Origin of the sequence: Nocardioides luteus, assembly GCF_000960475.2 — a bacterium.
GTDB lineage: Bacteria > Actinomycetota > Actinomycetes > Propionibacteriales > Nocardioidaceae > Nocardioides > Nocardioides luteus_A.
On sequence record NZ_JZDQ02000044.1, the window covers coordinates 22,890 to 48,179 of the forward strand.

Below are 25,290 nucleotides of genomic sequence, written 5' to 3' on the forward strand. Positions count from 1 at the left end.
CTACCCTGCCACGGACTCCAGGTCACCCACCTTCTCGTCGACCTCCGAGCTGCCCTTCTCACGATGCGGGAGGAGGGTGAGGAGCAGGCCCGCGCCGGCCCAGCAGGCGAGCACGATCAGCGGGGTCGTGGAGCCTGCGCCGTCGAAGAAGGAGAGGCCGCGAAGAGCCGATCCGGTCGCACCCGGAGGCAGGAGCTGGCCGAGCCAGCCGAACGGGAGCATCTCCGGGGCCGAGGTGATGCCGGAGAGGGGGTTGCCGACCAACATGACCAGGAGCGCCATGATGCCGACACCGGCCATGCCGATGAAGTGGCGCAGGCCGACGATCGGCAGCGCGACCGCGAGGATGCCGAGGGAGACGACACCGGCGTTGACCAGATAGGTGCCCTCGAGGGCGCCCAGCCAGCCCTGGATGATCCCGGTCATCGCCAGGCCGCCTCCGATCGCGATCAGGAACGCGGCGGCGACGCGGTCGCGGGTGCGCTTGAGCGCCAGCGAGGTGATCGCGCCGGCCATGATGCCGCCGAGCGCGAGGGGCAGCGCCGCGGTGCCGAAGACGAGCCCGCGCGGGTCGTCCTGCGGAGCGGCGACGACGTCGGTCACCTTCGGGGCGGTGCCGGTCTCGGCGCCCATCGCCGTCGCCATCGCGGTCAGCTGCTGGGCGACGTTGGCGCTGGCGGCGGTGGCCGTCAGCACCTCCTGGCCCTCCGGGGCGACGACGATCGCGCCGTAGGCCTCGCGGTCCTCGATCGCCTCGACCGCCGCATCCCGGTCGGCGACCGCGATGACGTCGAAGGCGTCCTCGCCCGCGGTGGCGGCGAGCTGCGTCTCGATCTGGGTGACCGCCTGCGGCGGACCGGCGACGGCCAACGGCAGCGCCCGTGGCTCCATCTCGCTGGAGGGCCAGGTGAAGGCGGTGATGAGCAGGGTGAGCAGGGTGACCAGACCGAGGCTGACCCCGATCACGGCTTTCACGGACGTGGGCATGGCGATTCCTTCTTAAAAAAAACGAATGTTCATTCTCTTTGAGAGAACTCTCCTCCTCCTCGGCGGATTTATCAAGAATGAATGTTCGTTTTCTTTTGAGGTATCCTCAGCCCATGCCCAAGGTCAGCGAGGAGCACCGTGCCGAGAAACGCCAGCAGATCATCGCGGCGACGCTGCGCTGCGTGGAGCGCGACGGCTTCCACAAGACGACGATGGCCGCGGTCGTCAAGGAGTCCGGCCTCTCGGCAGGGTCGGTCTACACCTACTTCCGCAGCAAGAACGACATCATCCACGCGATCGCCCAGTCCGGCCTGACCGGTGTCACCGCCGCGATCAACCGGCTCATCCCCGAAGAGGGATCGGACATGGACGCTCCCCCGCCGGAGTGGGCGATCGAGGCCGCCACCCAGCACCTTCTCGATCTCGGCACCGAGCTCGGGGTGGACCTCCCGCGGATCGCCCTGCAGACCTGGGCGGAGGCCGCGCGCGACCCGGAGATCCACGCGATCATGGTGCCCGAGGCCCGACGGATCCGCGACGCCTGGCGCAACTACGCCGAGAAGGCCATCGACGCGGGCCAGTTCCGCCGAGGTGCCGACCCCGAACGCATCGCGATGGTCCTCACCGGCCTGCTGCCGGGCTTTATCCTGCAGCGGATCATGCTGGGTGACGTCACCCCGAAGATCTACGCCGCAGGGCTCGCCGACCTGCTCGACTGAGGACCTACGACGGCGACTACGGCGTCGCCGCGGCGAACCGGGCAGCGAGAGCCTTGATGTGCGCAACCAGCTCCGGCGGTTCGTGCACCTCGAAATCGAAGCCCTTGCCGGCGACGTAGACGGCCAGCTCGTCCAAGGAGTTGGACCCGGCACGCAGGGTGCAGCGATGCTCGTCGATCGGCTCCAGGGCCGCGGTGGTGGGAGCGATGCGCTCCGCGGCCGTCTCGGCACTGACATGCAGCGTGAACCGACCCTGATAACGGTACGCAGCGGTCGAGACGGCCCGCGAGGTGTAGCCGCCGAGCTCGGGATCCGGCGGGGTGCGTGGGGTGAACCGGGGACCGGTGGGCGTACGCGGTTCGAGTCGATCGACACGATAGGTGCGCCAGTCCTGACGATCGACGTCCCAGCCGACGAGGTACCAGCGCCGGCCGGTGTGCACCAACCGGTGCGGCTCCGCGGTGCGTACGCTCGAGGTGCCGTCGTGGGTGCGGTAGTCGAAACGTAGGCGCAGGGAGTCTCGACAGGCCGCGGCGATGGCCGTGAGCGTGTCCGGATCGGCGGTGGGTCCGATGTTGGTCAGGGGAACGGTCATCGACTGGAGTGCGTTGATCCGGTGGCGGAGCCGGGACGGCAGCACCTGCTCGAGCTTCGCCAGCGCCCGCACCGATGTCTCCTCGATGCCGGTGATCGAACCGCCGGCCGCCGTACGCAGACCCATCGCCACCGCGACGGCCTCGTCGTCGTCGAGCAGCAGCGGCGGCAGGTCAGCGCCCGGCCCCAGCCGGTAGCCGGCGGTGCCGGCGGTGGCGTGCACCGGGTAGCCGAGGGCGCGCAGCCGGTCGATGTCGCGGCGAACCGTACGGGTGGTCACCTCCAGCCGCTCGGCCAGCTCGGCGCCGGACCAGTCGCGCCGCGCCTGCAGCAACGAGAGCAGCCGCAGCAGCCGTGCCGATGTCTCCCACATGTCGTGAAGTCTGCCATCGTCCTAGGACAGAAGCTGGCCTAACTGGTCCGTAGCGTTGCCGATATGGACACCAACAGCGAGATCCACCCCTTCACCATCGACGTTCCCCAGGCCGACCTCGACGACCTCGCCGAGCGGCTCACCAGGACACGCTGGACCACCGACCTTCCCGACGTCGGGTGGAGCCGCGGGGTTCCGGCCGGCTACCTCAAGGGGCTGGCCGACTACTGGCGTGACGGCTACGACTGGCGCACCTACGAGCGGCAGCTGAACTCCTACCCGCAGTTCACGACCGAGATCGACGGGCAGAACATCCACTTCCTGCACGTACGCTCCCCCGAGCCCGACGCGCTGCCGCTGATCCTGATCCACGGCTGGCCCGGATCGATCGTGGAGTTCCTGAACGTCATCGGTCCCCTCACCGACCCCAGGGCCCACGGCGGTGACCCGGCGAACGCGTTCCATCTGGTGATCCCGTCACTCCCGGGCAACGGGTTCTCCGGACCGACCACCGAGGCCGGCTGGGACATCAACCGGGTGACGCGGGCGCTCGCCGTCCTGATGGACCGGCTCGGCTACGACCGCTACGGCGCGCAGGGCGGCGACACCGGCGCGGTCATCGCCCCGGGGCTCGGCCGGCTCGATCCCGACAAGGTCGTCGGCGTGCACGCGAACGGGCTCTACGCCTTCGCGGAGGTCGCCCCGGAGGATCAGGTCGGGCTGACCGAGGCCGAGCAGGAGCGCCTGAAGGTCCAGGGTTACTGGAAGTTCGAGGGTGCCGGCTACATGATGATGCAGACCACGCGCCCCCAGACCCTGGCGCACGGGCTCCACGACTCGCCGGTGGGGCAGCTGGCCTGGATCGTGGAGAAGTTCAAGGAGTGGACCGATCCCGCGGCCGACCTCCCCGAGGATGCGGTGGATCGTGATCTGCTGCTCACCAACGTCATGCTCTACTGGCTGACCGGCACGGCCGGTTCCTCGGCCAACAGCTACTACGAGACCGCGCATGCCGGCGCCTGGAGCGCGAGCGCACGTTCCACCGTGCCGACCGGGGTGGCCGTGTTCCCCATGGATGTGTCGATCCGGAGCACCATCGAGCGCGAGCACACCCTCGTGCACTGGTCCGAGTTCGACCGCGGCGGCCACTTCGCCGCCCTCGAAGCCCCCGACCTGCTCGTCGGCGACGTCCGGGACTTCTTCGAGAAGCTGCGCTGAGGACCGCTGCGCGGGGTGCGCTACCGGTCGGCCCAGCGGGCGACCCAGTAGCGCACCCCGTAGGGGTCGTCCTCATAGTCGACCGCCACGGTCGTGACGCCACGCAGCAGCTCGGCGGCCTCCACGATCGGGCCGACGTCGGCCCAGAGCTCATCGGCCAGCTGGAGATCGAGCGCACCGAGCGCCTCGGGATCGGGCGTCGCCAGGGCCTTCCCGAGCACGTCGTCGAACCCCGCAGCCCGCGGGTCGAGGTGTCCCGGCGCCTTCTCGCTGCGGCGGGCCGAGCCGTTGCCGACGATGAGGTACGCCGCCTCCCCGCTGTCCACCGGAGCCGTGCCGACCTCGGCCAGCAGCGCGGTGGCCACCCGGGCGCCCTGCGCACCGGCGACGACGCGTACGTCCTCCCCCAGCCAGGCCACCGCGGCCAGGCAGGCAGCGCGGAGGTCGTGGACAGGGTCCTCGAGCGAGGCGTACTCCGGCAGCAGGGCCAGACATCCCGGAACCAGCGCCACTCGCGTCACTGCAGCCCCCTGATCGCTCGCGCCGGAAGCCGTCTCCCGGCGATCGTCCGGGCCATGTCGACGGTCTGGCGGGTCTCCGGGACCTGGTGGACCCGGTAGATGCGGGCGCCGGCCATCGCGCAGACGGTCGTCGCGGCCAGCGTGCCGAGCAGGCGCTCACCGACCGGCAGGTCGAGGGTCTCCCCCACGAAGTCCTTGTTGGAGAGGGAGACGAGCACGGGCCAGCCGGTGGCGACCATCTCCCCCAGCCGACGGGTGATCTCGAGGGAGTGGAAGGTGTTCTTCCCGAAGTCGTGGGCCGGGTCGATCACGATCGAGTCCTTGGCGACGCCTGCGTCCAGGGCACGCTGGGCGTAGCCCAGGGTGTCGTCGATCGCTGCTCGCACCACGTCGTCGTACTCGATCCGGTAGGGCCGCGTCCGCGGCGTCACGCCGCCGGTGTGGGTGCACACGATCGCAGCGCCATGGGCAGCAGCGACGTCGACGAGTTCCGGGTCTGCTCCGCCCCAGGCGTCGTTGATGAGGTCGGCCCCAGCGGCGCACACCGCGTCGCCCACCTCGGCGCGCCAGGTGTCGACCGAGATCACCAGGGCCGGGAACTCCTCCCGCACCCGGGCGACGAAGTCGACCACCCGGGCCTTCTCCTCCGCCGCGTCGATCTCCGCGCCCGGTGCCGCCTTGATCCCGCCGATGTCGACGATCTCCGCCCCCTGGGAGGCCACCAGGCGTACGCGCTCGAAGGCCGCGTCCTCGGCCCAGGTCGCTCCCTTGTCGAAGAACGAGTCCGGGGTGCGGTTGACGATCGCCATCATCAGCGCGTCGTCATCACCGAAGTCGTGTCGTCCGAGGCGCAGCATCAGGCGACCATACCGCCCGAGCCGTCGCGCAGCGGCGGCCGCTCCAGGAGGCTCACGCTCCGGTCGACGACCTTGGTCGAGCCGTCGATCGGGATGTACTGCCGCATCTCCACATCGTCGCCCGCCGGACCGGTGCCGAGGCGGCGCGACATCATGCCCACGATCTGCGTCGCCATCAGGCCGAGGTCGAAGAGATCCTGGTGGCTGTGGTCGCGCTGACCGAGGTCTACCTGGGCGATCGCGTCCATCCCGCGGGTGTCGAGCGTGTCGACGAGGGCGGCGAGCTCCACGCCGTAGCCGGTCGGGACCCGCAGCCGCTCGAAGAGCGAGCGCCGGATCGACCACTCCCCCGCCAGCGGCTGGATCAGGTCGCGCAGCGGCCTGCGGTGGAGCGCGAGCAGCGGGCGGGCGACGAGCTCGGTGACCCGGCCGCCGTCGAGACCGTGCTCACCGGGGCGCCGGTAGAAGCCCTTGACCAGCTCGATCGTCGGATTGTTGACAAGGGGGCCGACCAGGCCGCGTACGAAATGGGTGTCCCACTCGGTCAGGTCGGCGTCCATGAAGACGATGAGCTCGCCGGTGGTCACGAACTGCGACTTCCACATCGCCTCGCCCTTGCCGGGATAGGACCCGAGATCGGGACGGATCGCCGCCGAGGCGTAGACGTCGGCGCCGGCGTCGGAGGCGATCCGCGCGGTGTCGTCGGAGGAGTCGGAGTCGATCACGACGAGTTCGTCGACCAGGTCGGAGGTCTCCATCAGGCTGCTGCGCAGCGTGCTGACCAGGTCGCCGACGGTCGCGGCCTCGTTGCGCGCCGGGACGACGAGGCTGACCCGCTGCCCCTGCTTCGCCTCGACGAGCTCGGCCAGCGACCAGTCGTCCCAGTGATGGGTGTTGCTCTCCGACCACGACATGCTCAAACCCTATCGACGGAAACCCAGACACCCGATCGATACCCGATCCGTCCGGCTCCCAGCCACTCTCGGCCAGGGCTACGGCGTGTCCTCGTGAGAGCGCGCGAAGGTGAGGACCTCGTCGGTGGCGCCGTTCATCCAGACGTCCTGGCAGGCCTGCGCCATCTCCTCGAGGCCGTCGACGATCGTGCCGAAGACGTTGCCCGGCACCCAGCCCTGGTCGCCGTTGATGAGGAGGTTGTTGCGGCCGTAGAAGAGGGCGAGGTCGACGATCTCGGTCAGCTCCCCCGGGCCGCGGTCCTCCGGGTAGCCGTAGGACGGGTTGCCGAGATCGTCGGAGGAGAAGGCGAAGTAGCACAGGTCGCCCGGGATCGGGGTGACCGTGGTGTTCTCCTTGCCGGGCTCCTTCGCGGCGAAGGCGGGCACCAGGTGGTAGATCTCGTTGCGGGCGTACTTGCCGTGGAAGACCTGGCCGCTGAGCGGCAGCGCGTCCCAGACGGCGCCGGCGGTGCGTGGCGCCTCCTCGTCGAGCAGCCGGGCGAGGCAGGAGACGCCGCGGCGTTCCAGGGTGACGGTGATGTAGCGGCTCATCTGGCTCCTCGAGGATTGTCGACAGGTCGGACGAACGGCTCGCCGCTGGCCCGCTCGTAGGCCCGCGCCGCACGCAGCACGCGGGCGTCGTCGTGGCGCGCCCCGACGATCTGGAGGCCGACGGGCAGGCCGGCGTCGGTGGTGCCGCACGGCACGCTCGCCGCCGGCTGCTGGGTCATGTTGAACGGGTAGGTGTAGGGCGTCCAGCTCGGCCACCACGGCGAGGGCCACCCCTCCGGTGTCTGCCGCCCGCGCTCGAAGGCGGTGATCGGCATGGTCGGGGTGATCAGCAGGTCGTACGTCTCGTGGAACCGCCCCATCAGCCGGCCCAGGTCCATCCGGACCGCGGTGGCGTCCAGGTAGTCGGCGGCGGAGCCGCGGCCCTTGGTCTCGATGCCTTCGCGCAGCAGGGGGTCGATCCGGTCGATCGCGCCGGCCGGGTAGGCGTCGAGCACCTTCGCGGCACCGCAGAACCACAGCACGTCGAACGCCTCGACCGGGTCGGTGAAGCCGGGGTCGACCTCGTCGACCTGGGCGCCCTCGGCCTCGAGCACGACGACCGCCGCGCGGACCAGTCGTTCGACCTCCGGGTCGTTCTTCACGTACCCGAGCGTGGGCGAGAACCCGATCCGCAGCCCTTCGACGCCGTCGTCGAGGCCGGTCAGGAAGGAGGTCCTCGGGGTCGGCAGGGCCGACCAGTCACGGGAGTCGAAGCCGGCGATCACGTCGAGCAGGGCGGCGGCGTCGGTGACCGTCCGGGTCATCGGTCCGGCATGGGAGAGGGTGCCGAACGGGCTGGCGGGATAGAGCGGCACGAGGCCGTAGGTCGGCTTGATCGTCACGGTGCCGGTGAAGGATGCCGGGATCCGCACCGACCCGCCGCCGTCGGTGCCGAGCGCCCACGGGCCCATGCCGAGGCCGACCGCGGCGGCCGCGCCGCCGCTGGAGCCGCCCGAGGTCAGGGCCGGGTCCCACGGGTTGCCGGTGGAGCCGTGGCGGAGCGAGTCGGTGACGCCCTTCCAGGCGAACTCCGGTGTCGTGGTCTTGCCGGTGATCACGGCCCCGGCCTCGCGCAGCCGCGCGACCGCGGGCGCGTCCTCCGGCCACGGTCCGGCCTCGTCGATGAGCCAGGTTCCGCGGATTGTCGGCAATCCTGCTGTCCACAGGATGTCCTTGACCGAGGTCGGTACACCGTCAGCGCTGCCGAGCGGCCGCCCGGCCCGCCACCGCTCGGTGGACGCGGTCGCCTGCTCCAGCGCACCGTCGGGGTCGACCCGGACGAACGCGTTCACCGCGGGGTCGCGCTCCTCGATCGTGTCGAGCACGGCGCGGGTGGCGTCGAGCGGCGTGAAGGCTCCGGTGCGGTAGCCGGCGACGAGCTCGGCCGCGGTCATGGCACTGAGGTCGGTCATGGCCGCGTCCCCTCCTCCGCGACGACGAAGCCGTGTCGCTTGTCGACGATGTTCAGCGGTGGCTCACCGTTCAGCCAGCGCCGGGCGTTGTCGATGAACTGGCGTGCCAGCGCCTCCCGCCAGCCCTCGTAGTCACCGGACATGTGTGCCGAGACCGCCACTCCCGGCATCGTCCACAACGGGCTCTCGGCCGGCAGCGGCTCCACCTCGAAGACGTCGAGGGATGCCGCCTCGACCGGACCGTCCCGGAGCGCGGAGACGAGCGCGCTCTCGTCGACGATCGGGCCGCGTCCGACGTTGACCAGGTGGCTGCCCGGCTTCATCGCCGCGAGCACGTCCTTGCTGATCAGGCCGCGGGTCTGCTCGGTCAGCGGGGCCGCGACCACGACGTGGTCGGCCCAGCCCACGTGCGCGACCAGGTCGGCGCTCGCGACGATCTCACCGAAGTCGGGATCACCGCTGCGGGCGGTGCGGCCGGCGCCGCGTACCTGCATCCCGGCAGCACGCAGCAGCCGGGCCGTCTCGCGGCCGATCGCGCCGGTGCCGACCACGAGCGCGGTCTCCGCGCTGATCAGCCGGGTCTCGCGGCGGTGCCATTTCCGGGCCGTCTGCAGGTCATGACTGACGTGGATGTCCTTGGCCACCGCCAGGATCGAGCCGAGCACGAACTCCGCCATCGCCCGGTCGAAGATCCCGCGGGCGTTGGTGACGACCACGTCGGAGCCGACCAGCTCCGGGAACAGGAGCTTGTCGACGCCGGCGGCGGCGACATGGATCCAGCGCAGCGAGCCGGCGCTGGGCCAGGCGTCGCGCACGGCTTCGGAGAAGTAGTCCCACAGCAACAGTGCCTCGGCGCCGCGGAGCGCGTCGGGCAGACCTGCGGCATCGGTGTAGACGAGCTCGGCATCCGCCTCGAGGAGCTCCATGCCGACGGGTCTGCCGCCGTCGGACGGGCACAGGATCGTGATCGTGGGGCGCCGCGACGTCTCCAAGAAAATCCTCCGTCGCACTCGACACACCTCGGCAACAATCCGAGACTACGCTAGGAAAGCAGATTGCAGATTGTCAACAATCCTAGCGAGGTGCGATGTCCCCATCAGTACGCATCGCCGTGGTCGTTCCCCACGACATGGTGCTCGACCACGAGCTCTGGCGGTGGACCCCGGCCGACACCAGCCTGCTCTTCACCCGGACGCCCTACACCGACCGCGTGGTCACCGTCGAGATGGCCGAAGAGATCAGCGAGACCGCGGTCCTCGAGCAGGCCGTTCGCGACCTCTCGGCCGCCGAACCGCACGCCTACGTCTACGCCTGCACCTCCGGCAGCTTCGTCCACGGGCGCCATGGCGAACGCCGGCTCACCGCGGCGATGCGCCGGGCGGGCGGCGCTCCGGCGATCACCACCTCCGGCGCCGTGCTCGAGTCGCTCGCCGCCCTCGGCGTCACCCGGGTCGCGGTCGCCACTCCCTACGATGCGGCGCTCGCCGGCCGGTTCGCCGGCTTCCTCGCCGAGGCCGGGATCAGCGTGGTGAGCACCGGCGACCTCGGCCTGAGCCACCACATCTGGGAGGTCCCCTACGAGACGACGCTCGAGCTGGTGCGGGCCGCCGACACCGACGCCGCCGAGGCGGTCGTCGTCTCGTGCACGAACCTGGCGACGTACGACGTCATCGGCCGGCTCGAGGCAGAGCTCGGCAAGCCGGTGGTCTCGGCCAACCGGGCGACGATGGAGACCGTGCTCCGGATGGTCGGACGTACTCCGCCGACCGCCGAGCACCTGTGGGGGCACGCCTCATGACCCGGCCGCCGGTCGTCGGGCTGCTCTATCCCGGACATGCGGCCGAGGACGACTTCCCGGCGCTCGAGAGCGCCCTCGACGGGGCGATCCGGCTGCCCGTGGTCCACACCTCGATCGGTCGCGACGAGCACACCGTCGAGGCCCTCCTCGACACCGGCTCCGCGGCCAGGCTCGCCGAGGGCGCCGACGCGATCGCCGCCCACTCCCCCGATGCGGTGATGTGGGCCTGCACCTCGGGCAGCTTCGTCTACGGCCGCGACGGCGCCGCGGCCCAGGCGGCCGCGATCAGCGCACGCGTCGGCGTGCCCGCGTCGTCCACCTCGATCGGGTTCGTCGAGGCGGCCAGGGCTCTCGGGATCAGCAAGGTGGCCGTCGCCGCCTCCTACCCCGCAGAGCTCGCCGAGCACTTCCGCTCGTTCCTGGCCGCGGACGGGATCGAGGTGATCGCCTTCGGCGCCAGCGGGATCTTCACCGCCGCCGACGTCGGCCGACTCGGCCCGGAGGCGGTCGTCGAGATGGCCGTGGCCGTCGACGTTCCCGGAGCCGAGGCCGTCCTCGTCCCTGACACCGCGATGCACACGCTGACCTGCATCGATGCACTGGAGAAAGCCCTCGGGAAGCCCGTCCTGACAGCCAATCAGGTGACCGTGTGGGAGGGCCTGCGACTCGCCCGGGCGTCCCACCCCCTGCCCGGGCTCGGAGCCCTCTTCAGGTAGCGTCGCGGCTTTACATAAACCTTTCGCGACACCCTGCGCCACGGTCGGCGCGCCCTAGCCAGGGCGCACAGACGGCGCTAACGTGGAAAGAATTGTTGACAAACCTACTGTCGACACTGCGGGTCAAAAGCGGTCCCCAGCCATCAATCACACCGAATAGGTGAGAAGAAATGTCCGGAACCCCCACCATCCCCTCCCACGAGGCACAACCCGACAAACCGATGCTCCGAAGAGCCATCACCGGCTCAGCGGTCGGCAATGCGACCGAATGGTTCGACTACGGCGCCTTCGCCTATGTCGCCACCGAGATCACCGCGAACTTCTTCCCGGAGTACGGCTTCGCCGGCACGGCTCTGACCTTCGCGATCTCGTTCATCCTGCGACCACTCGGCGGCATCTTCTGGGGTCCGCTCGGCGACCGCATCGGGCGCCAGCGCGTCCTCGCGATGACGATCATCCTGATGGCGGGCGCCACCTTCCTGGTCGGCTGCCTGCCGACGTACGACTCGGTCGGCGTCTGGGCCGTCGTCCTGCTCGTGCTGCTCCGCGTGATCCAGGGATTCTCGACCGGCGGCGAGTACGGCGGCGCCGCGACCTACATGGCCGAGTGCGCGCCCGACAAGAAGCGCGGCTTCTACGGCAGCTTCCTGGAGTTCGGCACCATCGTCGGCTTCACCGCCGCCATCGCCGTCGTCTTCACCACCGAGTCGATCATCGGTGACGCGGCGATGACCGAGTGGGGCTGGCGGATCCCGTTCCTGATCGGTGGCCCGATCGGCCTGATCGGCCTCTACATCCGGACCAGGCTCGAGGAGACCCCGGTCTTCCAGGAGCTCGAGGCGGAGGACGCCGTCGAGGGCGGCGCCGGCGCCGCGCTCAAGGATCTGTTCTCGCTGTTCTGGAAGCCGATCCTCACGCTGATCGGCCTGGTCGCCGCGCTCAACATCGCCAACTACACCCTGCTGGCCTACATGGCGACCTACCTGCAGGAGGAAGCCGGCTTCAACAGCTCCGACGCCGACCTGCTGGTGATCTTCGGTCAGGTCGCGATGCTGATCTTCCTGCCGATGGCGGGAGCCCTCTCCGACAAGATCGGCCGCAAGCCGATGTGGGGAGGCTCGTTCATCGGGCTGATCGTGCTGTCGGTCCCGATGTTCCTGCTGATCGGTCAGGGCTTCTGGCCGGCGGTCCTCGGGTTCACCGTGCTGGGCGTCGTCTACGTCGCCCAGCTGGCGACCATCTCGGCGACCTTCCCGGCGATGTTCCCCTCGCAGGTGCGCTACGGCGGCATGGCGATCGGCTACAACATCTCCACCGCGGCGTTCGGTGGTACGGCCCTGTACGTCAACAACGCGCTCATCGGCGCGACCGGCGACGTGCTGATGCCGGCCTACTACATGATCGCCGGCTCGGTGGTCGGTCTGATCGCGCTGTTCTTCGTCGTCGAGACGGCGGGCAAGTCGATCCGGGGCACCGAGATCCCGGGTACGCCGGAGTCCGAGGCGGAGCTCGCCGAGCTCGACAAGGTCGTCTGAGCGGACATCGTGAACGAGCGGGCCGGGTACGTCACACGTGCCCGGCCCGCTCGCCGTCGGTTCTCTCCGTCGACACGCCCACATGCAATGATTGTCAACAATCAAACTCTTCTTCTCGGCAGCCCATCGGAGACCACGTTGACAGCGACATCGAGCTTCGAACCCGTGCACAGAGAGTCGACGGCCTCGGTCATCGCTCGCCAGCTGCGTACGGCGATCATGGAGCGCACACTGCAGCCGGGTGCACAACTGAGCGAGACCGCGCTCTCGACCCAGTTCGGCGTCAGCCGTGGCCCGTTGCGCGAGGCGATGCAGCGCCTGGTCCAGGAGGGCCTGCTGCGCAGCGAGCCCAACCGCGGGCTCTTCGTGATCGAGCTCGACGAGGCCGACATCCGAGACATCTACGTCGCCCGGGGAGCCGTCGAGGGCGCCGCTGCCGCGATGATCGCCCGCGCCCGGGTCCCTGCCGCGCTGCGCGAGCTCCGCGCCGCTTGCGACGCGATGACCAAGTCCCTCGAGCTGGGCGACCCGGCGGCGCTGAGCGATGCCGACTTCCACTTCCACGACGTGCTGGTGCAGTGCTCCGGCAGCCGGCGGCTGGCCCGGATGCACCAGACCCTGATCGTCGAGACCAGGATGTGCCTGACCGCGCTGGAGGGCACCTACCAGCAGCCGCTCGAGCTGGTCGAGGAGCACAACCAGATCGTCGACGCCATCGAGGCCGGCGACGTGAAGCTGACCCTCAAGCGCGTCGAGCAGCACATGGACGAGGCGCTGCGGCGCCTCATCCACGCGGAGGACGACGACCCGGGCTACATCTAGACCCCGGCCGACGCCACGATCACATCGCGATCCCGACGTACTTGGTCTCGAGGAACTCCTCGATCCCCGTACGCCCACCCTCCCGCCCCAGTCCCGACGCCTTGACGCCGCCGAAGGGCGCGGCGGGGTTGGAGACGACGCCCTGGTTGAGCCCGACCATCCCGGACTCGAGCGCCTCGGCGACCCGCAGCCCGCGGCGCAGGTCGTTGGTGAAGACGTAGTTCACCAGGCCGTACTCGGTGTCGTTGACCGCCGCGACCACCTCGTCCTCGGTGTCGAACGGGGTCAGCGGCGCGACCGGGCCGAAGATCTCCTCGCTGCCCATCCGGGCCGAGACCGGTACGTCGGTGAGCACGGTCGGCGGGTAGAAGTAGCCCGGGCCGTCGGGGGCCGTGCCGCCGGTCAGCACGCGTGCGCCACCAGCGACCGCGTCGTCCACCAGGCTCTGCACCTTCTCCCGAGCGGTCTCGTCGATGAGCGGCCCGACCCGTACGCCCTCCTCGACCCCGCGACCGACCGGCAGCTCGGACATCGCCTTCGCGAGCCGGTCGCCGAACTCGTCGATGACCGAGCGCTGCACGAAGATCCGGTTGGCGGCGGTGCACGCCTCCCCCGTGTTGCGCATCTTCGCGGCCATCGCGCCGGCGACCGCCTCGTCGATGTCGGCGTCCTCGAAGACGACGAAGCCGGCGTTGCCGCCGAGCTCCATGGACGTACGCAGCACCTTCTCCGCGCTCTGCGCCAGCAGCACACGGCCGACCGCCGTGGAGCCGGTGAAGGAGAGCTTGCGGATCACGCCGGAACGCAGCAGCGGCTCGGTCAGCTCGCCGGGGCGTGAGGTCGGCAGCATGTTGACGACCCCGTCGGGGACGCCGGCCTCGCGCAGGATCTCGCCCAGCGCCAGCATCGAGAGCGGCGTCAGCTCGGCGGGCTTGATGATGCTCGTGCAACCGGCCGCGATCGCCGGGCCGATCTTGCGGGTGCCCATCGCCATCGGGAAGTTCCACGGCGTGATCAGCAGCGCCGGACCGACCGGCTGCTTCGTGATCAGGAACCGCGAGCCGCCGGCGGGTGCCGTCTGGTAGCCGCCCTCGATCCGCACGGCCTCCTCGGCGAAGTGGCGGAAGAACTCCGCCGCGTACGCGATCTCGCCCTTCGCCTCGGCCAGCGGCTTGCCCATCTCGAGGGTCATCAGCAGCGCGAGGTCGTCGATCCGCTCGTGGAGGAGGTCGAAGGCGGCCATCAGCATGTCGGCCCGGGCGCGCGGCGCGGTCGCAGCGAACTCCTTCTGAGCGCCGGCCGCGGCATCGAGCGCACGCCGGCCGTCCTCGGGCGTCGCGTCGGCGACCGCGCAGAGCACCTCCCCGGTCGACGGGTCGAGCACGTCGAAGGTCTCGCCTCCGCTCGCATCCACCCACTGACCTGCGACAAGGAGCCCCTTGGGCACCTCTGCCACCACCCGTGCCTCGTTCGGTTCTCCACCCATGCCGCATCAGCCTCCCAGGTCAGCATCCGGCCGTCCGGCTGACAGCCGGCCAACGCTGGCCTAGTGTAGTAGCGGGTCAGATTGTCAACAATCGACAGGAGGCCACGGTGGCCAAGCTCTCCCCCATCCTCAAGCAGGCAACCCCGGTCGTGGCGGCTCGTGGCGAAGGCGTCCACCTCTTCGACGAGGAGGGCCGTCGCTATCTCGACTTCACCGCCGGCATCGGCGTGACCAGCACCGGCCACAGTCATCCGAAGGTCGTCGAGGCTGCCCAGCGCCAGATCGCGAACCTGATCCACGGGCAGTACACGACGGTGAGGCACCGCCCGCTCCTCGACCTCGTCGACCAGCTCGGCTCCGTCCTCCCCGAAGGCCTCGACAGTCTCTTCTTCGCCAACTCCGGCTCGGAGGCCGCCGAGGCGGCGATCCGCCTGGCCCGCCAGGCGACCGGCCGGCCCAACATCGTCGTCTTTCACGGCGGCTTCCACGGCCGCACCGTCGCGGCCGCCTCGATGACCACCTCGGGCACCAAGTTCCGGGCCGGCTTCAGTCCGCTGATGGCCGGTGTCGTGGTCTCTCCCTTCCCCGACGCACCCCACTTCGGCTGGCCCCAGGAGCAGGCGACCGAGTTCGCGCTGCGCCAGCTCGACTACACGCTGCAGACCCAGAGCGCTCCGGCGGACACGGCCGCGTTCCTCGTCGAGCCGGTCCTCGGCGAGGGCGGCTACGTCCCCGCCGACGCCGCCTTCCTCGAGGGCCTGCGCGAGCGCGCCGACAGGCACGGCATCCTGCTCATCATCGACGAGGTGCAGACCGGCTTCGGCCGCACCGGCGAGTTCTGGGGACACGACCACTTCGGTGGGCGTCCCGACATCATCATGACCGCCAAGGGTCTCGCCTCCGGGTTCCCGCTGTCCGCGATCGCGGCGAGCGAGGCGCTGATGTCGAAGGCCTGGCCCGGCTCGCAGGGCGGCACCTACGGCGCCAACGCCGTCGCCTGTGCGGCGGCCCTGGCGACCCTCGACGTCATCGAGGAGGAGGGCCTGGTGAAGAACGCTGCCGAGCGCGGCGCCGAGCTCCGCTCCGCCCTGGAGCAGGTCGCGAGCAAGCACGAGGCGATCACCGACGTACGCGGCCTCGGACTCATGCTCGGTAACGAGTTCCGCACCCCCGACGGCGAGCCCGACGGGGCCACCGCCGCCGCGGCCCAGCAGGAGGCCGCCCAGCGGGGCCTGCTGCTGCTCACCTGTGGCGCCTGGGGCCAGGTCGTACGCTTCATCCCCGCCCTCGTGGTCGACTCCGCCGCGATCGACGAGGCCGCCGGCCTGTGGGCCGAGTCCGTCGACGCGGTCCTGGCCGACCGATGACGTACGACCTCGACCGACTGCTCCGCTGGGAGCAGGCCGGCGCGACCTGGGAGGCGATCTGGCCGCGCGCCGACGAGGTCACGATCGTGCTGTGCACCTGTGACAGCGGCGAGGAGGTCGACCGCTACACCTCGACGGACGCCGACCTGCTCGACTACGTGAGGGACCCGAGCCGCACCGAGCGCTGATAAGCGGTTGCCCGCCCAGCAGACCCCTCTCGATGATGGCCCGATGACCCCGACCGAGGTGTGGCCGCTGTTCGGCCTGAGGATCCGGACCCCACGTCTGGAGCTGCGCCTGCCGACCGATGTCGAGCTCGCGCGCCTGGCCCAGGTCGCGGCCGAGGGCGTGCACGAGCCCGGCGACCGGCCGTTCCTGACCCCGTGGGCCGAGCGCTCACCGCTGGAACGGGCGCGCCACGTGGTCCAGGGCGCCTGGGCGGGCCGGGGCGAGTGGCGGCCGGGTGACTGGAGCCTGAACCTGACCGTCTTCCTCGACACCGACCCGATCGGCGTCGTGTGGCTCTCGGCGACCGAGTTCGCCGAGCGACGCGAGGTGAGCACCGCCTCCTGGCTGGGCCTTCCCCACCACCGCCGCGGCTTCGGCACCGAGGCGCGCCTGGGCGCCCTCGCCCTGGCCTTCGACCACCTCGGCGCCGCCTACGCCACCTCCGAGGCCTTCCCCGACAACGCCGCCTCCGTCGGGGTGTCGACCAAGCTCGGCTACGAGCCGGACGGCATCTCCCGCGACGTACGTGACGGCGAGGTGCTGGTCTCCCACCGGCTCCGGCTCTGCCGGGAACGGTGGGAGCTCAACGACCGCAGCGGCATCGAGGTCAGCGGCGTGGAGCCGTGCCTGCTCCTGTTCGGCGCCTCCTAGACGAGGCTCAGCGCAGGAAGCAGGCCACGAACACGGCCACGCACAGGACCAGCGACAACGAGGCGTTGAGGGCGAGGTTGCGGCCGAAGTCGTGGGCCCGGACGTGCGCCGCGACGGCGCACACGAAGTAGGCGACCAGGGCCGCACCGGTCAGCGCGCCGACGTACGGCACCCACAGCCCGGCGACCAGGCCGACGGTGGCGGCGACCTTGACCCACGGCATCACCGGCCACAGCGCCCGTGGCAGCCCGACGTCGGTGAAGCACCGGGCGATGAAGCCGACCGGCTGGAAGCACATCGCCGCGTCGCCGAGCTGGATCACCGCGAGCAGCACGACCGGCCACCACGGCTCCGGAACCTCACGGACGTACGCCGCCACGACCCCGCCGAGGTCGTCCTGCCCCGCCGCGTACATCCCCGTGATCACCAGCGTGGCCGACGCCACCGCGAGACCGACGGCTGCACGGCCCAGGCTCCGGTCCCCCACCCGCAGGTGCGCCCCGATCGCCAGCACGAAGAAGACCACGAACCCCGTCGCAGCGACGATCCCGACCGCCGGCACCGCCACCCCGACCAGCAGACCGAGGAAGCCGAGCCCGTAGGACACCCCGATCGGGAACCTCAACCATTCCACCGGCACCGAGAGCCGTCGAGCCTCCGTCACGGGTATCCGGTGTCCGGTCAGGTTGAGCACCGCCCCGCCGAGAGCGGCGATCGAGGCGATGAGGGTCACGGTCAGATAGGTAGCCGTCATGGTCATCCAGACACCGCAGCAGCGGTCGCTGTGACCGACCGGCCGCCGAATATCGGTTGAACCGCCCGCACAGGCCCCGTACGTTGCCGACGACCCGAGCACACCGTCGAACGGATCTTCGTGACCGAGCCTGACTATCTCCAACCCTTCGTCCTGCCGACCCGGAAGCGCCCGCACGAGCGCCACGACACCTTCGACCTGTATGCGCCCGACGGCGAGGCGCCACAGCCGGCGATCGTGTTCATCCACGGCGGCCCGATCCCGGAGGAGATGAAGCCGCTGCCACGGGACTGGCCGATCTTCCAGGGGTACGCATCGACCGCCGCCGAACGCGGTCTCGTCGGCGTCACGGTCGAGCACGGCCCGCACCTGACGCCGGACCCGTTCGGCACCGCGGAACGGGTCATCGCCGAGGCGATCGAGGAGGTCCGCGCAGATCCGCGCGTCGACGCCGACCGCGTCGCGCTGTGGTTCTTCTCCGGTGGCGGCCTGCTGACCAGCGCCTGGCTCCGTACGCCTCCCCCGTGGCTGCGCTGCCTGGCGGCGACCTACCCGCTGCTGGGCTTCCTCCCGGGCTGGCCGGAAGATCCCCGCTTCCGCCCCGCCGTGGCGGTGAAGACGGCCGGCGACCTCCCCATCGTTCTCACCCGGGTCGGCCTCGAGGCGCCCGAGGTCGCCGCCACCGTGGAGGCTTTCGTCGCCACCGCACCCACGGGGCTGACCGTCATCGACGTCCCCGACGGCCATCACAGCTTCGACTGCCTCGACCACACCGACCAGTCCCGCGACGCGGTCCGCCGAGCGTTCGACCTGGTCAGCGACCGGCTCCGATCCTGACTTCCGGCGAGGCCACGTCGTGACCGGACGGCCTACCTGGCCAGCAGCCCGGCCACCGCGCCGACGCACGCCAGCGCGGCGTCGCGGGCGGTGACGGCGGCACCGTTCTGGAGCTGACCGAGCACGCCCACGAGCCTGGAGGCCCGCACCAGCCGTTGGGTCGCGGGACGCCGGATGCGGTCGTACGCCACCAGCGCGCTCTCGATCCGGGCGTGGCCCGCGAGCTGCGCAGCCAGCACGGCGGCGTCCTCGATCGCGGCACAGGCGCCCTGGCCGAGGTTGGGCGTCGTGGCGTGCGCGGCATCCCCCAGCAGCACGACCCGCCCGTGGTCGAACCGCTTCAGCGGCAGCCGCAGGTCGCAGATGTCTCCGCGGATGACGGCGCTCGGCGGCGTGGCCGCGAGCAGTTGCGGGATCGGCTCGTGCCAGTGGCCGACCAGCGCGGTGACGTCGGCATGGTGGTCCCCGCCGGTCTCCCCGGCGGGCCGGTTGGCGGTCGCGAACCAGTAGGTCCGGCCGTCCACCAGCGGGACGTAACCGAACCGCACCCCGGTCCCCCAGGTCTCCCCGCCCGTGCTCGACGCCTCGCCCGGCACCGGCTGCGCGGTGACGCCGCGGTAGGCGGTGTAGCCGGCATGACGTACGTCCTCGCGCTGGTGCAGCTCGTTCCTGATCCTGCTGCGGATCCCGTCGGCGGCGACCACGAGATCGGCCGGACCGCCGGGGTCGATGCCGTCGAGATCGGCGAGGCCCGAGACGGTCACGCCGGTGCGTACCTCGACCCCGTCGCGCGCCGCCAGCGCACCCACCAGGGCCTCGTGCAGCCGAGCCCGGTGCACCATCACCGGTGTGTGGGCAGCGGCGTCGGCGCGCACCTTCGCCAGCCAGCGTCCGTCGGGCCGACGCAGCCCCGCCTGGATCGCCGGCCGGGTCCCGTCCACGAGTCGATCCGCGACCCCGAGGTCGGTGAGGATCCGCCACGCCCGCGGCCAGATCGAGAGGCCGGCACCGACCTCGCCGAGCTCCGGCGCCCGCTCCAGCACGGTGACCTGCCACCCGGTCCGCGACAGCGCGAGCGCCGCGGTGAGCCCGCCGATCCCCGCACCGACCACCACGGCGCTCCGACTGCTCGTCGTTCCACTCACGACGCGCAATCTAGCCGACCGAGCCGAACTCCGTCCGAGCAGACCCTTGCGCACAGCAATCGTTGTCGACAACGATTTACATCCGCGTAACCCTTACCCCCGAAGGTCTCCCGTGAACCAGCCGCTCTCCCCCGACCCGACCCTTCGCCACCGCTCCCACGAGGTGACGCTGAGGCTGCTCCGACCCGACGGCACTGCGTACGCCGACACCGACGTGGTCGTCGAGCAGACCCGCCACGCCTTCGCCTTCGGCAACGTCGGCTTCGACTTCATCGGTCTGGCGAACGGCGACACGGCGGAGTCCCCCGGCGCGGTCTTCGGCGGCGCCGACGCCGAGACCGCCGAGCGGCTCGTGGACCTGTGGCTGGCGGTGTTCAACACGGCGACGCTCCCGTTCTACTGGTCCGGTTTCGAGCCCGTGCGCGGCGAGCCCGAGACCGAGCGCCTGCTCACCGCGGCGCGCTGGTTCCGCGACCGCGGAGTGTCCCTCAAGGGACATCCGCTGGCCTGGCACACCCTCTCCCCCGCCTGGCTCCTCGACGCGCCGGCAGAGGAGGTCGAGCAGGTCCTCCGCGCCCGGATCCGGCGCGAGGTGACCGCGTTCGACGGGCTGGTCGACACCTGGGACGCGATCAACGAGCTGGTGATCATGCCGGTCTTCGACAACGAGGACCGCCAGAACGCCATCACCCGGCTGTGCCGGCGGCTCGGCCGCATCCCGATGGCACGCCTGGCCTTCGAGGAGGCGCGGGCGGCCGGCCCCGGCGTACGTCTCGTCCTCAACGACTTCAACATGTCCACGGCCTACGAGTGCCTCATCGAGGGCGTGCTCGAGGCGGGGATCCGGGTGGACGCGATCGGCCTGCAGAGCCACATGCACCAGGGCTATTGGGGTGAGGAGCGGACCCTGGAGATCCTCGACCGGTTCGCCCGCTTCGGCCTCCCGCTCCACCTCAGCGAGACGACGCTCCTCTCCGGCGACCTCATGCCGGCCGAGATCGAGGACCTCAACGACCACCAGGTGCCCAGCTGGCCCTCGACCCCCGAGGGCGAGGCGCGTCAAGCCGACGAGCTCGTACGTCACTACCGCACCCTGCTCTCGCACCCGTCGGTCGAGGCGATCACCTACTGGGGCCTCACCGACCTCGGGTCCTGGCTCGGAGCGCCCGCGGGTCTGGTGCGCGCCGACGGCACACCGAAACCGGCGTACGACGCGCTCCACCGCCTGGTCAAGGACGAGTGGTGGCTGGGACCGACGCGCCTGCGCACCGACGCCGAGGGGCGGATGAAGGTGCGCGGATGGGCGGGCGACTACCGGGTCGACATCGAGGACTCGACCGCGGCGTTCGAGCTGGGGCCCGACACCTCGCGAACCGGGGTGACCGTTACGCCGTGACACCGCCTTGCGGCAGGGTGAAGCCGTATCCCTCGGCAAGCTTCTCCGGGAGCACCGTCTCGACCGCGCGGACGGTGTTCTCGCGGTTGCCGCCACCGTCGTGGGCCAGGACCACCGCGCCGGGCTGGATCGCCGCCCGGAGGTTGTTCGTCAGGGTCTCCTCGGAGAGGTCGTTGCCGTCCCAGTCGAAGATGACGTTGCCCAGCCCGAGCGGCTGCATGCCGAGGGCTGCGGCGACCTCTCCGGTGGTGCCCCAGCTGCCGTTGGGAGCCCGGAAGTAGGGCACCTTCTGGGCCGGGTCACCCAGCGCCTCCCGGATCGTGGCCAGGTTGGCCGCGAGGTCACGCTCCACCTGAACAGGAGACCAGCTGCCCATGTCGGCGTAGGAGGTCGAGTGGTTGCACAGGGTGTGGCCCTCGGCGACGATGCGCCTCAGGATCGTGGCGCCGCCGGGAGCGGTGATGTTCTGGCCGATCACACAGAACACCGCGGTGACCTGGTGCGCCGCCAGGATGTCCAGCAGGCGATCCGTCTCGCCGGGGTTCGGGCCGTCGTCGAAGGTCAGGGCGGCCACCTTGCCCGTACCCCGGGCGGCGGCGAGCGGCGTCGACGTCGGACGGACCGCGCCTCCCGGCACCGTGGTGCTCCCCATGGCAGTCCTTTCGAAATCGTTGTCGCACACGATCGGGGCATGGCCGCCCGGTGTCAAGCGACCCGTTTCCCGCGGATCTGAGTATCCGCGCTCATGCGCCTCGCGCCTTCGATCCAGGACCCTGAAGACATGAAGCTATTCGTACGGCTGGCCGTGATGGTCGGCGGCAGCATCCTGTTCTCGGTCGCGACAGACATCCTCTTCCGCACCGAGGACGCCACCATCGGCGTCGGACTGCTCTACTTCGCGCTGCTACTCACCGTCTCCGGGCTCTGGGGCCTGTGGGACGGCTACCACGCGAAGCGTCTCGCGCCCGTCTTCGTACGCTGGGCGCTGGTCGCCGGCGCGGTCGGTCTCAGCGGTCCGTTCCGGATCTGGTTCGAGGAGGGTCGCGACCTCGGCGTGCTCTGGAGCGACCTGTGGAACCTGACCCCGTTCCTCGCTGGGCTCGTCCTCGTCCCCGCCGCGGTGGGCATCGGCATCGGCTACGCCCTCGGCAACGGCGGCGGGACGGTCGGGAACAGCGCGCCGCCACACCCCTCCCTCTAGGCTCTCTTCCACCACCGACCCAGGAGGAGCCCCAGATGACCACCTTCCGTGAGGCGATCGAGGCCAAGGACATGGACGCCGTCGAGTCGATGCTGGCCGACGACGTCGTGTTCACCAGCCCGGTCGCGTTCAAGCCCTACTCCGGCCGGGCGATCACCGCCGCGATCCTGCGCGCGGTGGTGAAGGTGTTCGAGGACTTCACCTACGTACGCGAGATCCACGACGGCGCCCACCACGCCTACGAGTTCACCGCCAAGGTCGACGGCCTCGACCTCAACGGCTGCGACTTCCTCACCTACGACGAGGAGGGGAAGATCGTCGACTTCAAGGTGATGGTGCGCCCGCTGCGTGCCGCCGAGGCCCTCGCCGCCCGGATGGGCGCGCAGTTCGAGGAGATCAAGGCAGCAGCGTCGAACGGCTGAGCCGTCAGTCGGCCGATCGTCGTTCGCGCCGTTCCTGCAAGCGCTGCTGAGCCTCGGGCAGGAACTTCAGGCACGGCGCGTCGGCGTCGGGGTGCTTCTCGGTGAGGTGGAAGATCCATCGGTCCATGGCCGCCATGAAGCCGTTGTCCTCACCGGACCGGTAGGTCGCCCACTTGATCCTGTCCCGGACGACGCACTCCGTGCACGTGACCTTGTAGACGAACTGCTGCTCCGCGTCGAGGTCGATCCTCACCGTGGCCAGAGGCCCGGCCTGCGAGGCTGCCTTCCGCTCACGAGCCGACTTGCTCGCTGTCATCGGTACACCTCGTTCTCGTCGGGAGACGAAGCCTACGTCAGCACGTCGTGACCACGTCGAAGCGGCCGCCCGCCGACTCCTGGAGGGTCGTCACGGTGGCGTCGCCCTGGCCCATGTAGTCCTCGGAGACATCGGCGTAGTACGGGTTGTAGGGGTTGGTCCCGTAGGAGTGCGCTCGCCCGGCGGCTTGGTGCTGGGCGTTGGTCGCCGAGCCGCAGCAGAGGCCGGGCTCGGTCGGCGGATCGGTCGGCGGGTCGGTGGGGTCCTCGGTGGGCGGGTCGGTCGGCTCGGTGCTCCGATCGACGCGGCGGTTGTTGTCGAAGAAGAAGTCGGTGACGTACGCCGGGTAGTCGATCGAGTTCGTCGTGATGTAGGAACCGCCGGGGCCGCCACCGGCCGGCCAGTTGTGGCCCATCCCGGTGTTCTGGATGAGCGAGACCCGCGGACCGCTGCCGTCCGACCACAGCGTCCCGGAGCCGGCGGTGTTGTTGCCGGCCAGCCCCGACAGCGAGAACGACGACTGCGACGTGGCACCGTAGATCCCGGCCATGACCTGCGCGTTCAGGGTGTTGTAGCCGGGCGCGACGGTGGTGTCGTTGGAACCGTAGGTCACCGAGGTGACCTGGCTGCCGAAACCTGACGAGGCGGATCCGGCGAAGCTCCGACAGGTGGTGGTGACCTGTGAATGCGTCACCGCCACGGACCCGATTTGGCCCGACGTCGTACCGACCGACGGCCCGGCGTTGATCCCGATCCCGGCGAAGACGTCGGGCGCGAGGCAGCCCATCACCATCGTCTCGCCGCCGCCCGAGGACAGTCCGGAGAGGTAGACCTGGTCGGGGTCGATGTCGAGCGCCGGATCGGCGAGCAGATCGCTGACCAGCTGGAGGAGGTTGTCGTCGTGCCGGCTCGGCGAGGTCCGGGAGTGGTTGCTGTCGTAGTAGTCCCAGCAACCGAGGAGTACGCCGCCGTTCGGTGCCGCGGGGATCGCCACGACCATGCCCCGCGCCTCCGCGGTCGCGGTCCAGTTGCCGCCGTCACGCAGGTTGGCCGAGGTCTGGACGCAGCCGTGCAGATTGACCATGAGCGCACGCGCGGTGCCGAGCGTCGGCGCGGTGCCGGGGACGTACAGCTGGGTCGTCATCCCGCCCGCCGTCCGGGTCGTCCACGTACCGGCGGCCGCCGCAGGATCGGCGGAGGGCGCGACCGCGATCGCCGTACCACCAGCCAGCACCAGGCCGAGGCCCGCGAGCGCCGCCCCGATCCGTCGTCGCCGCAACCTGGGTGAGATCGGTGACCCGAGACGCATGACCATTCCTCCTGAGCGAGACCCGCCCACCGCCTCCCGGCGGGCAGATCGACGGTAGATGTGACGGTCACCACAGGTCTATGTCGACCCGGACCACAATCCGCCGCCCGGATGTATCGATCCGCCGCCGATCAGCGGTACAGCTCTTCGTCGATGCTCGCCAGCCGCGACGGATGCACCCGCTCCCCCAGCCCGTAGAACTGCAGAAAGCTCATCACCAGCGGCCTCCACCGATCCGGGTCGATCCGGTTCGGATGACCTTCGAGCCGTACGTCTGGCATGACCCGCACCGCGGTCACCGCGACCTCCACCGCAAGCAGCTTCGGCTCCTCGAGCTCATGGATCGCCGAAACGGTCCCCTCGATGTGCACCGGACACTCGGCCACCGACGTCGGCAGCACCGTGTCCGATCCGTACGCGGTCAGCCCGGCATGCGCATGCTTGTCGGCCCACGTGGACATACCCCCGCTCGACCTTCGCCGCCGACATCGCCGCGTTCCCCGTGGTCAGCGCCAACCGGTCGACCTGGTCGACCATGTCGACGCCGGGAAGATTGAGGACGATCTCGGGCCGCTCCCGCACATTGCGCGCCGTCTGCGACGAAGCCCCCATCCCGAGCACCGCCGTACGCCCCAGCCAGAACACCGACGACCCCTTCGACAGGCTCAGGACATCACATCGGCATCAGATTCGTGCTGCCGTCCTCATTGAGCGTCGAGAGCAGCACCACCGGCGTACCGAAGTAGAGAATGGCCGGATCGATGTCGACATGCGTTCCCATGCCTCGAACCTAGGGCGACCCACGCGCCGTCTCCGGCGGAATCCGGACGACGCACTTCCTCGATACACCGAGTACCTCGCCGTCCACCCGGCACCCGACATGACGGCCAAGGAGGCCGCCTTCGATGTGTGACCGGGTCGCCACTCATGCAGCGGCCCAGCATCACGCCATGCACAACAAGCCCCGCGCCGAGAGCCGCGCATGGGTTCACGGACATGCCCGTACGTCACGCCGGCCTCTTCACCGCCGACACCACCGTATCTGCGCTTGGTCAGCGCCCACCGGTCGCCTGCGAACGGTCGACACCAAGAAGTTCGAGAGCGACCTTTAGTGGTCAGGG

The 25,290-nt window shown here is 70.3% G+C and carries 28 protein-coding genes; 13 read left to right on the plus strand and 15 right to left on the minus strand.

Going from position 1 to position 25,290, the window contains the following annotated elements; genetic code table 11:
- Positions 1-987, minus strand: a complete 987-nt coding sequence (locus UG56_RS24055; protein WP_045551006.1) for a hypothetical protein — start codon at positions 985-987, stop codon at positions 1-3.
- Positions 988-1,100: 113 nt separating this feature from the next.
- Here UG56_RS24055 and UG56_RS24060 point away from each other — a divergent pair, with 113 nt between their 5' ends.
- A complete protein-coding gene (locus tag UG56_RS24060; RefSeq protein ID WP_045551005.1) occupies positions 1,101-1,706 on the plus strand; it encodes a TetR/AcrR family transcriptional regulator in 606 nt (201 codons plus the stop codon).
- 16 nt (positions 1,707-1,722) lie between these two features.
- Here UG56_RS24060 and UG56_RS24065 read toward each other — a convergent pair whose 3' ends face one another.
- Positions 1,723-2,673 carry a helix-turn-helix transcriptional regulator gene (locus UG56_RS24065; protein ID WP_045551004.1) on the minus strand — a complete coding sequence of 317 codons (951 nt, stop codon included), beginning with the start codon at positions 2,671-2,673 and terminating at the stop codon, positions 1,723-1,725.
- A 63-nt stretch (positions 2,674-2,736) separates the two neighbouring features.
- Here UG56_RS24065 and UG56_RS24070 point away from each other — a divergent pair, with 63 nt between their 5' ends.
- A complete protein-coding gene (locus UG56_RS24070; RefSeq protein ID WP_045551003.1) occupies positions 2,737-3,891 on the plus strand; it encodes an epoxide hydrolase family protein in 1,155 nt (384 codons plus the stop codon).
- Between the two features lie 20 nt (positions 3,892-3,911).
- Here UG56_RS24070 and UG56_RS24075 read toward each other — a convergent pair whose 3' ends face one another.
- The 6 genes from UG56_RS24075 to UG56_RS24100 all read right to left on the minus strand — a co-directional run bounded on the left by UG56_RS24075 (position 3,912) and on the right by UG56_RS24100 (position 9,178).
- Positions 3,912-4,412 (minus strand): hypothetical protein, encoded by a 501-nt coding sequence (locus UG56_RS24075; protein WP_045551002.1) that lies wholly within the window; start codon positions 4,410-4,412, stop codon positions 3,912-3,914.
- Positions 4,409-5,269 carry a dihydropteroate synthase gene (folP, locus tag UG56_RS24080; RefSeq protein WP_045551001.1) on the minus strand — a complete coding sequence of 287 codons (861 nt, stop codon included), beginning with the start codon at positions 5,267-5,269 and terminating at the stop codon, positions 4,409-4,411. Before folP ends, UG56_RS24075 begins: the two co-directional genes overlap by 4 nt.
- Positions 5,269-6,183, minus strand: coding sequence for a glucosyl-3-phosphoglycerate synthase (locus tag UG56_RS24085; protein WP_045551000.1), 915 nt, complete (start codon positions 6,181-6,183; stop codon positions 5,269-5,271). The genes folP and UG56_RS24085 overlap by 1 nt, the downstream gene beginning before the upstream one ends.
- 78 nt (positions 6,184-6,261) lie before the next feature.
- Positions 6,262-6,774: a DUF3830 family protein gene (locus UG56_RS24090; RefSeq protein ID WP_045550999.1), complete on the minus strand. Its 513-nt coding sequence runs from the start codon at positions 6,772-6,774 to the stop codon at positions 6,262-6,264.
- Positions 6,771-8,186 carry an amidase gene (locus tag UG56_RS24095; RefSeq protein WP_071327296.1) on the minus strand — a complete coding sequence of 472 codons (1,416 nt, stop codon included), beginning with the start codon at positions 8,184-8,186 and terminating at the stop codon, positions 6,771-6,773. The genes UG56_RS24090 and UG56_RS24095 overlap by 4 nt, the downstream gene beginning before the upstream one ends.
- On the minus strand, positions 8,183-9,178 hold the full coding sequence (locus UG56_RS24100; protein ID WP_256206870.1) for a D-2-hydroxyacid dehydrogenase: 996 nt from the start codon (positions 9,176-9,178) through the stop codon (positions 8,183-8,185). Before UG56_RS24100 ends, UG56_RS24095 begins: the two co-directional genes overlap by 4 nt.
- A gap of 95 nt (positions 9,179-9,273) precedes the next feature.
- Here UG56_RS24100 and UG56_RS24105 point away from each other — a divergent pair, with 95 nt between their 5' ends.
- The 4 genes from UG56_RS24105 to UG56_RS24120 all read left to right on the plus strand — a co-directional run bounded on the left by UG56_RS24105 (position 9,274) and on the right by UG56_RS24120 (position 13,057).
- Positions 9,274-9,984 (plus strand): maleate cis-trans isomerase family protein, encoded by a 711-nt coding sequence (locus UG56_RS24105; protein ID WP_045550024.1) that lies wholly within the window; start codon positions 9,274-9,276, stop codon positions 9,982-9,984.
- Positions 9,981-10,700: a maleate cis-trans isomerase family protein gene (locus tag UG56_RS24110; RefSeq protein WP_045550036.1), complete on the plus strand. Its 720-nt coding sequence runs from the start codon at positions 9,981-9,983 to the stop codon at positions 10,698-10,700. Before UG56_RS24105 ends, UG56_RS24110 begins: the two co-directional genes overlap by 4 nt.
- Positions 10,701-10,870: 170 nt before the next feature.
- Entirely contained in the window at positions 10,871-12,235 is a 1,365-nt protein-coding gene (locus UG56_RS24115; RefSeq protein ID WP_045550025.1) for an MFS transporter, read from the plus strand.
- 165 nt (positions 12,236-12,400) lie between these two features.
- A complete protein-coding gene (locus tag UG56_RS24120; RefSeq protein WP_084101541.1) occupies positions 12,401-13,057 on the plus strand; it encodes a GntR family transcriptional regulator in 657 nt (218 codons plus the stop codon).
- Between the two features lie 19 nt (positions 13,058-13,076).
- Here the strand turns inward: UG56_RS24120 and UG56_RS24125 are convergent, their stop codons facing one another.
- Complete coding sequence (locus UG56_RS24125; protein ID WP_045550027.1) at positions 13,077-14,543, minus strand: NAD-dependent succinate-semialdehyde dehydrogenase; 1,467 nt, start codon at positions 14,541-14,543, stop codon at positions 13,077-13,079.
- 107 nt (positions 14,544-14,650) lie between these two features.
- On the opposite strand from UG56_RS24125, the gene UG56_RS24130 reads away from it, so the two are divergent.
- From UG56_RS24130 to UG56_RS24140, 3 genes are read left to right on the plus strand one after another with little or no spacing between them, the layout of a single operon-like run.
- Positions 14,651-15,910: an aspartate aminotransferase family protein gene (locus UG56_RS24130; RefSeq protein ID WP_045550028.1), complete on the plus strand. Its 1,260-nt coding sequence runs from the start codon at positions 14,651-14,653 to the stop codon at positions 15,908-15,910.
- Positions 15,907-16,098 carry a hypothetical protein gene (locus UG56_RS24135; protein ID WP_045550029.1) on the plus strand — a complete coding sequence of 64 codons (192 nt, stop codon included), beginning with the start codon at positions 15,907-15,909 and terminating at the stop codon, positions 16,096-16,098. The genes UG56_RS24130 and UG56_RS24135 overlap by 4 nt, the downstream gene beginning before the upstream one ends.
- Positions 16,099-16,141: 43 nt before the next feature.
- Positions 16,142-16,789, plus strand: a complete 648-nt coding sequence (locus UG56_RS24140; RefSeq protein ID WP_071327297.1) for a GNAT family N-acetyltransferase — start codon at positions 16,142-16,144, stop codon at positions 16,787-16,789.
- A gap of 7 nt (positions 16,790-16,796) precedes the next feature.
- Here UG56_RS24140 and UG56_RS28710 read toward each other — a convergent pair whose 3' ends face one another.
- Positions 16,797-17,549 (minus strand): DoxX family protein, encoded by a 753-nt coding sequence (locus tag UG56_RS28710; RefSeq protein WP_218145278.1) that lies wholly within the window; start codon positions 17,547-17,549, stop codon positions 16,797-16,799.
- Between the two features lie 114 nt (positions 17,550-17,663).
- On the opposite strand from UG56_RS28710, the gene UG56_RS28090 reads away from it, so the two are divergent.
- Positions 17,664-18,380, plus strand: coding sequence for an alpha/beta hydrolase family protein (locus UG56_RS28090; protein WP_045550031.1), 717 nt, complete (start codon positions 17,664-17,666; stop codon positions 18,378-18,380).
- A 32-nt stretch (positions 18,381-18,412) separates the two neighbouring features.
- Here UG56_RS28090 and UG56_RS24155 read toward each other — a convergent pair whose 3' ends face one another.
- The gene (locus UG56_RS24155; RefSeq protein WP_052693817.1) at positions 18,413-19,525 is read right to left on the minus strand and encodes an FAD-dependent oxidoreductase; all 1,113 of its coding nucleotides are present in this window, start codon (positions 19,523-19,525) and stop codon (positions 18,413-18,415) included.
- A gap of 112 nt (positions 19,526-19,637) precedes the next feature.
- On the opposite strand from UG56_RS24155, the gene UG56_RS24160 reads away from it, so the two are divergent.
- Positions 19,638-20,921: an endo-1,4-beta-xylanase gene (locus tag UG56_RS24160; RefSeq protein ID WP_045550032.1), complete on the plus strand. Its 1,284-nt coding sequence runs from the start codon at positions 19,638-19,640 to the stop codon at positions 20,919-20,921.
- Here the strand turns inward: UG56_RS24160 and UG56_RS24165 are convergent.
- Positions 20,911-21,573 (minus strand): polysaccharide deacetylase family protein, encoded by a 663-nt coding sequence (locus tag UG56_RS24165; RefSeq protein ID WP_045550033.1) that lies wholly within the window; start codon positions 21,571-21,573, stop codon positions 20,911-20,913. The genes UG56_RS24160 and UG56_RS24165 overlap by 11 nt on opposite strands.
- A gap of 129 nt (positions 21,574-21,702) precedes the next feature.
- Here UG56_RS24165 and UG56_RS24170 point away from each other — a divergent pair, with 129 nt between their 5' ends.
- Together UG56_RS24170 and UG56_RS24175 are read left to right on the plus strand one after the other, a co-directional pair.
- The gene (locus tag UG56_RS24170; RefSeq protein WP_045550034.1) at positions 21,703-22,122 is read left to right on the plus strand and encodes a hypothetical protein; all 420 of its coding nucleotides are present in this window, start codon (positions 21,703-21,705) and stop codon (positions 22,120-22,122) included.
- 35 nt (positions 22,123-22,157) lie between these two features.
- The gene (locus UG56_RS24175) at positions 22,158-22,544 is read left to right on the plus strand and encodes a nuclear transport factor 2 family protein (RefSeq protein WP_045550035.1); all 387 of its coding nucleotides are present in this window, start codon (positions 22,158-22,160) and stop codon (positions 22,542-22,544) included.
- A 4-nt stretch (positions 22,545-22,548) separates the two neighbouring features.
- Here UG56_RS24175 and UG56_RS24180 read toward each other — a convergent pair whose 3' ends face one another.
- The 3 genes from UG56_RS24180 to UG56_RS28715 all read right to left on the minus strand — a co-directional run bounded on the left by UG56_RS24180 (position 22,549) and on the right by UG56_RS28715 (position 24,630).
- A complete protein-coding gene (locus tag UG56_RS24180; RefSeq protein ID WP_256206872.1) occupies positions 22,549-22,860 on the minus strand; it encodes a hypothetical protein in 312 nt (103 codons plus the stop codon).
- Positions 22,861-22,897: 37 nt separating this feature from the next.
- Complete coding sequence (locus tag UG56_RS24185) at positions 22,898-24,169, minus strand: extracellular catalytic domain type 1 short-chain-length polyhydroxyalkanoate depolymerase (protein ID WP_045550042.1); 1,272 nt, start codon at positions 24,167-24,169, stop codon at positions 22,898-22,900.
- Positions 24,170-24,300: 131 nt separating this feature from the next.
- The gene (locus UG56_RS28715) at positions 24,301-24,630 is read right to left on the minus strand and encodes a hypothetical protein (RefSeq protein WP_218145279.1); all 330 of its coding nucleotides are present in this window, start codon (positions 24,628-24,630) and stop codon (positions 24,301-24,303) included.
- Positions 24,631-25,290 lie beyond the last annotated feature (660 nt).

What these genes read in the sequence shown, in the direction of transcription:
- UG56_RS24055 (WP_045551006.1), bottom strand. Translation starts at nt 987, where the DNA reads ATGCCCACGTCCGTGAAAGCCGTGATCGGGGTCAGCCTCGGTCTGGTC.
- UG56_RS24060 (WP_045551005.1), top strand. Translation starts at nt 1,101, where the DNA reads ATGCCCAAGGTCAGCGAGGAGCACCGTGCCGAGAAACGCCAGCAGATC.
- UG56_RS24065 (WP_045551004.1), bottom strand. Translation starts at nt 2,673, where the DNA reads ATGTGGGAGACATCGGCACGGCTGCTGCGGCTGCTCTCGTTGCTGCAG.
- UG56_RS24070 (WP_045551003.1), top strand. Translation starts at nt 2,737, where the DNA reads ATGGACACCAACAGCGAGATCCACCCCTTCACCATCGACGTTCCCCAG.
- folP (WP_045551001.1), bottom strand. Translation starts at nt 5,269, where the DNA reads ATGCTGCGCCTCGGACGACACGACTTCGGTGATGACGACGCGCTGATG.
- UG56_RS24085 (WP_045551000.1), bottom strand. Translation starts at nt 6,183, where the DNA reads ATGTCGTGGTCGGAGAGCAACACCCATCACTGGGACGACTGGTCGCTG.
- UG56_RS24090 (WP_045550999.1), bottom strand. Translation starts at nt 6,774, where the DNA reads ATGAGCCGCTACATCACCGTCACCCTGGAACGCCGCGGCGTCTCCTGC.
- UG56_RS24095 (WP_071327296.1), bottom strand. Translation starts at nt 8,186, where the DNA reads ATGACCGACCTCAGTGCCATGACCGCGGCCGAGCTCGTCGCCGGCTAC.
- UG56_RS24105 (WP_045550024.1), top strand. Translation starts at nt 9,274, where the DNA reads ATGTCCCCATCAGTACGCATCGCCGTGGTCGTTCCCCACGACATGGTG.
- UG56_RS24110 (WP_045550036.1), top strand. Translation starts at nt 9,981, where the DNA reads ATGACCCGGCCGCCGGTCGTCGGGCTGCTCTATCCCGGACATGCGGCC.
- UG56_RS24115 (WP_045550025.1), top strand. Translation starts at nt 10,871, where the DNA reads ATGTCCGGAACCCCCACCATCCCCTCCCACGAGGCACAACCCGACAAA.
- UG56_RS24125 (WP_045550027.1), bottom strand. Translation starts at nt 14,543, where the DNA reads ATGGGTGGAGAACCGAACGAGGCACGGGTGGTGGCAGAGGTGCCCAAG.
- UG56_RS24135 (WP_045550029.1), top strand. Translation starts at nt 15,907, where the DNA reads ATGACGTACGACCTCGACCGACTGCTCCGCTGGGAGCAGGCCGGCGCG.
- UG56_RS24140 (WP_071327297.1), top strand. Translation starts at nt 16,142, where the DNA reads ATGACCCCGACCGAGGTGTGGCCGCTGTTCGGCCTGAGGATCCGGACC.
- UG56_RS28710 (WP_218145278.1), bottom strand. Translation starts at nt 17,549, where the DNA reads ATGACCATGACGGCTACCTATCTGACCGTGACCCTCATCGCCTCGATC.
- UG56_RS24165 (WP_045550033.1), bottom strand. Translation starts at nt 21,573, where the DNA reads ATGGGGAGCACCACGGTGCCGGGAGGCGCGGTCCGTCCGACGTCGACG.
- UG56_RS24170 (WP_045550034.1), top strand. Translation starts at nt 21,703, where the DNA reads ATGAAGCTATTCGTACGGCTGGCCGTGATGGTCGGCGGCAGCATCCTG.
- UG56_RS24175 (WP_045550035.1), top strand. Translation starts at nt 22,158, where the DNA reads ATGACCACCTTCCGTGAGGCGATCGAGGCCAAGGACATGGACGCCGTC.
- UG56_RS24180 (WP_256206872.1), bottom strand. Translation starts at nt 22,860, where the DNA reads ATGACAGCGAGCAAGTCGGCTCGTGAGCGGAAGGCAGCCTCGCAGGCC.
- UG56_RS24185 (WP_045550042.1), bottom strand. Translation starts at nt 24,169, where the DNA reads ATGCGTCTCGGGTCACCGATCTCACCCAGGTTGCGGCGACGACGGATC.
- UG56_RS28715 (WP_218145279.1), bottom strand. Translation starts at nt 24,630, where the DNA reads ATGTCCACGTGGGCCGACAAGCATGCGCATGCCGGGCTGACCGCGTAC.